Origin of the sequence: Jiangella rhizosphaerae (assembly GCF_003579925.1) — a bacterium.
Lineage (GTDB): Bacteria > Actinomycetota > Actinomycetes > Jiangellales > Jiangellaceae > Jiangella > Jiangella rhizosphaerae.
Map to the genome: position 1 here is coordinate 1 of NZ_QUAL01000376.1, position 8586 is coordinate 8586.

Annotated in this window: 12 protein-coding genes and 1 tRNA gene; all 13 read left to right on the top strand. The window is 72.9% G+C overall.

The genetic code is table 11. The features are described from left to right. The first annotated feature begins 238 nt into the window (after positions 1–238). The 13 genes from rplU to DY240_RS25815 all read left to right on the top strand — a co-directional run bounded on the left by rplU (position 239) and on the right by DY240_RS25815 (position 8370). A complete protein-coding gene (gene rplU / locus DY240_RS25760) occupies positions 239–553 on the top strand; it encodes a 50S ribosomal protein L21 (RefSeq protein ID WP_119662544.1) in 315 nt (104 codons plus the stop codon). Positions 554–567: 14 nt separating this feature from the next. After that, positions 568–828 (top strand): 50S ribosomal protein L27, encoded by a 261-nt coding sequence (rpmA, locus tag DY240_RS25765; protein WP_069112104.1) that lies wholly within the window; start codon positions 568–570, stop codon positions 826–828. A 96-nt stretch (positions 829–924) separates the two neighbouring features. Further along, positions 925–2268, top strand: coding sequence for a GTPase ObgE (gene obgE, locus DY240_RS25770; protein WP_119662552.1), 1344 nt, complete (start codon positions 925–927; stop codon positions 2266–2268). After that, positions 2265–3407: a glutamate 5-kinase gene (gene proB / locus DY240_RS25775; protein WP_119662545.1), complete on the top strand. Its 1143-nt coding sequence runs from the start codon at positions 2265–2267 to the stop codon at positions 3405–3407. Before obgE ends, proB begins: the two co-directional genes overlap by 4 nt. A gap of 39 nt (positions 3408–3446) precedes the next feature. Continuing rightward, positions 3447–3665, top strand: coding sequence for an antitoxin MazE family protein (locus tag DY240_RS25780; protein WP_119662546.1), 219 nt, complete (start codon positions 3447–3449; stop codon positions 3663–3665). Then, positions 3662–3988, top strand: a complete 327-nt coding sequence (locus tag DY240_RS25785) for a type II toxin-antitoxin system PemK/MazF family toxin (protein ID WP_119662547.1) — start codon at positions 3662–3664, stop codon at positions 3986–3988. Before DY240_RS25780 ends, DY240_RS25785 begins: the two co-directional genes overlap by 4 nt. Before the next feature lie 60 nt (positions 3989–4048). Beyond that, positions 4049–5296, top strand: a complete 1248-nt coding sequence (locus DY240_RS25790; RefSeq protein WP_119662548.1) for a glutamate-5-semialdehyde dehydrogenase — start codon at positions 4049–4051, stop codon at positions 5294–5296. A gap of 17 nt (positions 5297–5313) precedes the next feature. Continuing rightward, positions 5314–5460, top strand: a complete 147-nt coding sequence (locus tag DY240_RS33020; RefSeq protein WP_199702438.1) for a hypothetical protein — start codon at positions 5314–5316, stop codon at positions 5458–5460. Between the two features lie 19 nt (positions 5461–5479). Next, positions 5480–6085, top strand: coding sequence for a nicotinate-nucleotide adenylyltransferase (gene nadD / locus DY240_RS25795; protein ID WP_119662549.1), 606 nt, complete (start codon positions 5480–5482; stop codon positions 6083–6085). Between the two features lie 45 nt (positions 6086–6130). Next, the gene (rsfS, locus tag DY240_RS25800) at positions 6131–6529 is read left to right on the top strand and encodes a ribosome silencing factor (protein WP_119662553.1); all 399 of its coding nucleotides are present in this window, start codon (positions 6131–6133) and stop codon (positions 6527–6529) included. After that, positions 6526–7161 carry a histidine phosphatase family protein gene (locus DY240_RS25805; RefSeq protein WP_199702440.1) on the top strand — a complete coding sequence of 212 codons (636 nt, stop codon included), beginning with the start codon at positions 6526–6528 and terminating at the stop codon, positions 7159–7161. The genes rsfS and DY240_RS25805 overlap by 4 nt, the downstream gene beginning before the upstream one ends. Positions 7162–7275: 114 nt before the next feature. Then, positions 7276–7348: transfer RNA gene (locus DY240_RS25810), tRNA-Ala, on the top strand. A 74-nt stretch (positions 7349–7422) separates the two neighbouring features. Further along, complete coding sequence (locus DY240_RS25815) at positions 7423–8370, top strand: GlxA family transcriptional regulator (RefSeq protein WP_119662551.1); 948 nt, start codon at positions 7423–7425, stop codon at positions 8368–8370. The last annotated feature ends 216 nt before the right edge of the window (positions 8371–8586 follow it).

Genomic DNA, 8586 nt, shown 5'->3' on the forward strand with positions numbered 1-8586 from the left:
CCACCGGCCAGCCGGTGGCGACGCCGCCGGCGGCCGAGCAGACGACCGAGCCGTCCCGCCCGCGCCGCACCCGGCGCCGGGCCGAACGCCCGGCCGGCAGTCCCGTCCCCTGAGTTTGACCCGACCCTGACCAATTCCGTACCCTAGGGCGTCGGCGCTCTTCGCGCCCATACCCGCGTGCCCGCTCCACGAGCGTCGGCATGCGCGCCCGAAGCCCGAGTGAGAGAGTGAGTCCGCGGTGTACGCGATCGTCCGCAGCGGCGGCAACCAGAGAAAGGTCTCCGTCGGAGACGTCATCGACGTCGACCGGCTCGACAACGCCGAGCCCGGCGCCACCGTCACGCTGCCGGCGGTCCTGCTCGTCGACGGCGAGACCGTGACCACCGACGCCACCAAGCTGGCCGGTGTGTCCGTCACGGCCGAGGTCGTCGGCGCCACCAAGGGCCCGAAGATCCACATCCTCCGGTACAAGAACAAGACCGGGTACCGGCGGCGCCAGGGGCACCGCCAGAAGTACACCCAGGTCAAGGTCACCGGCATCGAGACGAAGTAGGCAGGTACCTCGAGATGGCTCACAAGAAGGGCGCCTCGTCCAGCAAGAACGGGCGCGACTCCAACGCTCAGCGGCTCGGCGTGAAGCGGTTCGGCGGCCAGCTGGTCAACGCCGGCGAGATCATCGTCCGCCAGCGCGGCACCCACTTCCACCCGGGCGACAACGTCGGCCGCGGCAAGGACGACACCCTGTTCGCCACGTCCGCGGGCGCCGTCGAGTTCGGCGTCAAGCGGGGCCGCAAGGTCGTCAACATCGTCGTGCCGGCGGGGGAGTGACCCCCGCTCCACGCGAGCAACACACCTGACTCATCAGGGCGGGCCGGTCACTCGACCGGCCCGCCCTTTTCTCTGGGGAACTTGTAGACCATGGCCATTCCGTCGTTCGTCGATCGCGTCGTCCTGCACCTCGCCGCGGGCGACGGCGGGCACGGCTGCGTGTCGGTCCACCGCGAGAAGTTCAAGCCCCTGGGCGGCCCCGACGGCGGCAACGGCGGGCGCGGCGGCGACATCGTCCTCGTCGTCGACCCCAACACCACCACGCTGCTGGAGTACCACCGCTCGCCGCACCGCAAGGCCAAGAACGGCGCCCAGGGCGAGGGCAGCCACCGCGACGGCGCCAACGGCGAGGACATCGAGCTGAAGGTGCCCGACGGCACCGTCGTCAGCACGCGCGACGGCGAGGTGCTGGTCGACCTCGTCGGCGCCGGCACCCGCTACGTCGTCGCCCAGGGCGGCCACGGCGGGCTGGGCAACGCCGCACTGGCGAGCAAGCGCCGCAGGGCGCCCGGGTTCGCGCTGCTCGGCGAGCCGGGCGAGACCAAGGACGTCGTGCTCGAGCTGAAGAGCGTCGCCGACATCGGCCTGGTCGGCTTCCCGAGCGCCGGCAAGTCCAGCCTCATCGCCGCCATCTCCGCGGCCCGGCCGAAGATCGCCGACTACCCGTTCACCACGCTCACGCCGAACCTCGGCGTCGTCGAGGCCGGCGACGTCCGCTACACCGTCGCCGACGTGCCCGGGCTCATCGAGGGCGCCAGCGAGGGCCGCGGCCTCGGCCACGAGTTCCTCCGCCACGTCGAGCGCTGCAAGGCGCTGCTGCACGTCGTCGACCTCGCCACCATGGAGCCCGGCCGCGACCCGCTCACCGACATCGACGTCATCGAGGGTGAGCTCGAGAAGCACGGCGGGCTGGAGAACCGGCCGCGCATGGTCGCGCTGAACAAGATCGACGTCCCCGAGGGTCGCGAGCTGGCCGACCTCGTCCGTCCGGAGATCGAGGCGCGCGGCTGGGAGGTCTTCCCGGTCTCCGCCGCCACGCACGAGGGGCTGCGCGAGCTGACCTACGCGATGGGCTCGCTGGTGGCCGCCGCCCGGGCCGCCGCCCCCGCGCCCGAGCCGACCCGCCTGGTGCTGCGCCCGGCCGCCGTCGACGACTCCGGCTTCACGGTCACCGACGAGGGCGAGCGCTACCGCATCCGCGGCGTGAAGCCCGAGCGGTGGATCCGGCAGACCGACTTCACCAACGACGAAGCGGTCGGCTACCTCGCCGACCGGCTGGCGCGGCTCGGTGTCGAGGAGGCGCTCATCAAAGCCGGTGCCCAGCCCGGTGACGAGGTCGTCATCGGCGGCGAGGACGCGGTCGTGTTCGACTGGGAGCCCAGCGTCAGCGCCGGCGGCGAGCACCTCGGCCCCCGGGGTACGGACTCCCGGCTGTCATGAGCGGCGCAGCCGAGGTGCGTGCGGCGGTGGCCACCGCGCAGCGGGTGGTCGTCAAGGTCGGCTCGTCGTCGCTGACCACGGCGCACGGCGGCATCGACGACGCCCGCGTCGCCACGGTGGTCGACGCGCTGGCGAAGGCGCGTGCGTCGGGCCGCGAGGTGGTGCTGGTGTCGTCCGGAGCCATCGCCGCCGGGCTGGCGCCGCTCGGCATGGCGACGCGGCCGCGCGACCTCGCCCGGCAGCAGGCGGCCGCGAGTGTCGGCCAGGGCCTGCTGATGGCCACCTACACGTCGGCGTTCACCGGTCACGGCCTGCGGGTCGGCCAGGTGCTGCTGACGGTCGACGACGTCACCCGCCGCTCGCACTACCGCAACGCCTACCGCACGCTGCACCAGCTGCTGCAGCTCGGCGTCGTGCCGATCGTGAACGAGAACGACACCGTCGCCACCCACGAGATCCGCTTCGGCGACAACGACCGCCTGGCGGCGCTGGTCGCGCAGCTGGTCCATGCCGACCTGCTGGTGCTGCTCTCCGACGTCGACGGCCTGTACGACGGCAACCCCCACAAGCCCGGCGCCACGCGGCTGGCCGACGTGCACAGCCTGGCCGACCTCGACGGCATCGACATCGGCTCGGCCGGGAAGTCCGGGCTGGGCAGCGGCGGCATGGTGACGAAGGTCGAGGCGGCCTCCATCGCGACCGGCTCCGGCATCGACGTCGTGCTGGCGTCGGCGCCCGAGGTGTCCGCGGTGCTGGCCGGCCACACCGTCGGCACCTGGTTCCACCGCCGGGCCGGGCGCCGGGCCACCCGGCTGCTCTGGCTCGAGCACGCCACCGACGGCCGCGGCAGCCTGACGCTCGACCCCGGCGCCGTCCGGGCCGTCGTCGAGCGCGGCGCGTCACTGCTGCCGGCCGGCATCACCGGGGTCGCCGGCACGTTCACCGCCGGCGACCCGGTCGACCTGCTCGACGAGACGGGCCGCGCGGTGGCGCGCGGCGTGGTCAACTACGACGCCGCCGAGCTGCCGGCGCTGCTCGGCCGCTCGACCAAGGACCTCGCCCGCGAGCTGGGGCCGGAGTACGAGCGCGAGGTCGTCCACCGCGACGACCTCGTGCTGCTCGGCCGGCCCCGCCGCTGACATGGCGTGCGCGGTGCCGTTACATGTAACATCGACGGCATGGCGACGGAGAGCAGGGCCCGGGTGCGGGCGCATCGCGAACGGCTGCGCGCTCAGGGCCTGCGGCCCCTCCAGATCTGGGTTCCCGACGTCACCTCGCCCGAGTTCGCCGCAGAGGCACACCGCCAGTCCGTCCTGGCCGCGGCGAGTGCCGACGCCGCCGATGACCAGGCGTTCGCCGATGATCTGCAGGCCTCCGCTTGGGATCAGGCCGAGTGAGACGTGGTGAGGTCTGGACGTCGGCCGGACCCGGGCACGCGAGCAAACCGCGACCGGTCGTCATCGTGCAGGACGACCGGTTCGACGCCACGGACTCCGTCACCGTTGCTCTGATGACCACCGACCGGACCGAACTGCCACTGTTCCGCATCCCGGTCGAGCCGGCGCAGATCAATGGTCTGAAGAAGCCGAGTTCCGTGATGGCCGACAAGATCATGACGGTCCGGCGCGATCAGCTCGGGGAGCGCGTCGGTCGCTTGACCGACGAGGACATGGTCCGCCTGAACCGGGCGTTGGTGGTGTTCCTCGGCATCGCCGGCTGACGCGGCCGCGACCGGCTGCTCGGCGAACTGCGACCGCGCACCGGCCACTAGACTGACCGGGTGAGCACAATCGTCGCCGACCTGGGCCGCGCGGCCCGCACGGCTGCCGCCGACCTCGCCGTCCGCACCCGCGCCGAGAAGGACGCCGCCCTGCACGCCATGGCCGACGCGCTGGTGGCCAACGCCGCGGCGATCATCGAGCGCAACGCCGCCGACGTCGAGCGGGCGCGCGAGAACGACACCGCCGACGCCATGATCGACCGCCTGCGCCTCGACGAGTCGCGCATCGCCGGCATGGCGAGCGGCCTGCGGCAGGTCGCCGGCCTGCCCGACCCCGTCGGCGAGGTCGTGCGCGGCTACACGCTGCCCAACGGCCTGCAGGTCACCCAGCGGCGGGTGCCGCTGGGCGTCGTCGGCATCATCTACGAGGCCCGGCCCAACGTCACCGCCGACGCCGCCGGGCTGGCGCTGAAGAGCGGCAACGCCGTCCTGCTCAAGGGATCGTCCAGCGCCGCGGCGTCCAACGAGGCGATCGTGGGCGTGCTGTCGGCCGCCGTCGAGGAGGCCGGGCTGCCGGCCGCCGCCGTCCAGCTGGTCTCCGGCGGGCACGACCAGGCCAAGGAGCTCATGCGCGCCCGCGGCATCGTCGACGTGCTCATCCCGCGCGGCGGCGCCGGGCTCATCCGCAGCGTCGTCGAGGAGTCCACCGTCCCGGTCATCGAGACCGGGGTCGGCAACTGCCACGTGTACGTCGACGCCGACGCCGACCTCGCCATGGCGCTGCAGATCCTGCTCAACGCGAAGACGCAGCGGCCCAGCGTGTGCAACGCCGCCGAGACGCTGCTCGTGCACGCCGACGTCGCCGCCGAGTTCCTGCCCGCGGCGCTGGCCGCGCTGCGCGACGCCGGGGTCACCGTCCACGGCGACCAGCGGGTCCAGGCCTACGACGACGCCGTCGTGCCGGCCACCGACGACGACTGGGCCGCCGAGTACCTCTCGCTCGACCTCGCCGCCGCCGTCGTCGACACCCTCGACGACGCCGTCGCGCACATCCGGCGCTGGGGGAGCGGGCACACCGAGGCCATCGTCACCCGGTCGCTGGAGGCGTCGCGCCGGTTCGCCGCCACCACCGACTCCGCCGCCGTCATGGTCAACGCCTCCACCCGGTTCACCGACGGCGAGCAGCTCGGGTTCGGCGCCGAGATCGGCATCTCGACGCAGAAGCTGCACGCCAGGGGCCCCATGGGGCTGCCCGAGCTCACCACCACGACGTACGTCGTCACCGGTGACGGGCACGTGCGGGGCTGACGGTAAGCTTGCGCACCATGGACACCGTCGTGCTGTTGGCCGAGGAGGCGCACTCCTCGTCGGAGGGGTTCCCGGCCTGGGGCTGGGGCCTCTCCGCGTTCGGCATTCTCGTCGTGCTGCTGCTGGTCGTGCTCAGCTTCGGCAAGGGGCGTCCGCACGCCTGATCAAGCCTCAGGCACTACGGTGTCGTCGGTGAGCAACCCGAAGCGGCTCGGCGTCATGGGCGGGACGTTCGACCCCATCCACCACGGGCACCTGGTGGCCGCCAGCGAGGTGCAGCACTGGTTCCACCTCGACGAGGTGGTCTTCGTGCCCACCGGCGAGCCCTGGCAGAAGACCGACCGCGAGGTCACGCCGGCCGAGGACCGTTACCTCATGACGGTCATCGCCACCGCGTCGAACCCGGTGTTCTCCGTCAGCCGGGTCGACATCGACCGCGGCGGCCCCACGTACACCGTCGACACCCTCCGTGACCTCCGCGCACACTACGGCGAGGACACCGAGCTGTTCTTCATCACCGGCGCCGACGCGCTGGGGCAAATCCTGTCCTGGCGCGACCACGACGAGCTGTTCGACCTCGCCCATTTCGTCGGCTGCACCCGGCCCGGGCACGACCTCTCCGCCGTCGGGCTGCCCGAAGGCAAGGTGACGCTGGTCGAGGTGCCCGCGCTGGCCATCTCGTCCAGCGAGTGCCGCCACCGGGTGACGGCCGGCGAGCCGATCTGGTACCTGGTGCCCGACGGCATCGTCCAGTACATCAACAAACGCGGCCTCTACGTCGAGGCATGAGACGCTGGACCGGTCATTCCGGTCCCACGAAGAGAGGAACGCCGCTTGACCGCAACCGATCGCGCGATCCAGCTGGCGGTCGCCGCCGCGGAGGCCGCGTCCGACAAGCTGGCCGATGACATCGTCGCCTTCGACGTGTCCGAGCGGATGGCGATCACCGACGTGTTCCTGGTCTGCTCGGCCTCCAACGACCGCCAGGTGCGCTCCGTCGTCGACGCCGTCGAGGAGAAGCTGCGCGACCTCGGCGCCCGCCCCGCCAGCCGCGAGGGCGAGCGCGAGGGCCGCTGGGTGCTGCTCGACTACGTCGAGATCGTCGTCCATGTGCAGCATGCCGAGGAGCGGGTGTTCTACGCCCTCGAGCGGCTGTGGAAGGACTGCCCGACCATCGAGCTGCCGGCCGAGGTGAACGCCGGACGGGGCCCACGCTCCGGAGACGGGGAGTGAGCCGCCGCGTCGTGCTCTGGCGGCACGGCCGGACGGAGTGGAACGCCGCCGGGCGCTTCCAGGGCCAGACCGACGTCGACCTCGACGACCTCGGCCGCGAGCAGGCGCGCGAGGCCGCCGCCCGGCTGGCCGCGCTCGCGCCCGACCTGCTGGTGTCGTCGGACCTGCAACGCGCGCAGGACACCACCGCCGCGCTGGCCACGCTGGTCGGCCTCGACGTCGAACTCGACCCGCGGCTGCGCGAGACCTACGCCGGCCAGTGGCAGGGCTGCACGACGGCCGAGATCGCCGCCAACTGGCCCGACGAGTACAAGGCCTGGCGCGGCGGCGACCCGCTACTGCGGGTCGGCGGCGGCGAGACCCGTCAGGAGGTCGCCGAGCGGATGTTCGCCGCCGTCACCGACGCCGCCGCCCGGCTGCCCGAGAACGGCCTCGCCGTCCTCACCTCCCACGGCGGTGCGGCCCGGCTCGGCATCGCCGCTCTCATCGGCATGCCGCTGCACCGCTTCACCAACATCGGCGGGCTGTCGAACTGCTCGTGGTCCATGCTCCGCGAGGGCGACGACGGCTGGATCCTCGTCGAGCACAACGCCGGCACGCTGCCCAGCCCCGTGGTGATCGAAGAGGGATGACCTGGTACTCTCTCGGAGGTCGATCGGGCCGCTTCGGAGGGCCGATCGCCGCGTGGTGGGTCCGATTATGAGGTTCACCCAGCCGTCGGCTAAGCTTACGAAGCCGTTCGGCACGGGGCTGTGGCGCAGCTGGTAGCGCACCTCCATGGCATGGAGGGGGTCAGGGGTTCGAGTCCCCTCAGCTCCACCCGATTCGCCGGTCGGCGGCCATGTTCGACGTCCTCGTCGCGGGAGCACATGGCCGCCGGTTAGATTCCGGTCATGTCCCACACCCACGAGGTCATGGTGCTGGCGCTGGACGGGGTCGTCGCGCTCGATCTGAGTATCCCGGCGCAGCTGTTCGCTGAGCGCTATCCCACGCCGTACCGGGTCACCGTGTGCGGGGAGCAGCCGGGCGAGGTGATGACCTCGGGTGGTTTCGCGGTGCGGGTGGCCGGTGGCCTCGCCGCGCTCGCGGACGCGCACACCGTCGTCGTGCCGGGGTACTGGCCGCCCGCCGAGCCGCCGTCGCGCGCCGTCCTGGACGCGCTCCGTGCCGCGCACGAGCGCGGGGCGCGCCTGGTGTCGATCTGCACCGGAGCGTTCGCGCTCGCGGCCGCGGGGATCCTCGACGGCAGAAGGGCGACCACGCACTGGCGCCAGGCCGACGAGCTGGCGCGTCTGTACCCCGAGGTGCGGGTCGACCGCGACGCGCTCTACGTCGACGAGGGGACCGTCATGACGTCGGCCGGCGTGGCGGCCGGCATCGACCTGTGCCTGCACGTCATCCGCAGCGACCTCGGCGCGAGCGTGGCGAACACCATCGCCCGCGACATCGTCGCCGCCCCGTACCGGCCGGGCGGTCAGTCGCAGTACGTCGAGCGGTCGGTCCCGCCCGAACGGGGCGTGTCGCTGGCGGAGACCCGCGCGTGGGCGCTCGGCCAGCTGCACCGCCCGCTGGCGGTCGCCGACCTCGCCCGCCACGCCCGGCTGTCGGAGCGGACGCTCACCCGGCGCTTCGTGGCCGAGACCGGTGTGCCGCCCATGCAGTGGGTGCTGGCGGCCCGCCTCGACCTCGCCCGCGAGCTGCTGGAACGCGGCGATCTGGGCATCGAGCAGGTGGCCGGCCGCAGCGGCTTCGGCACTCCGGCGAACCTGCGCGTGCACTTCCGCCGGGCGGTCGGCACGACGCCGCGCGACTACCGCAAGGCGTTCTCGCCGGCCGGCTGAGGGCGGATCGACGGGCTGGCGGGAAAGTATCGAACCGTGGCGCTCCGGCCACTGGAGCCGACGTGGCGCACCCCCGAGCATGGACGGGTCAGCGGACTCGAGCGGAGGGTGAGCAGGGCGTGGCGGAGACTGAGCACGACGGCGGGAACGGCGCGGCCGGCGGGAGGTACGGCCGGCGCGCCGTGCTGGGCGCGGCGGCCGCGGCCGGCGTCGCCG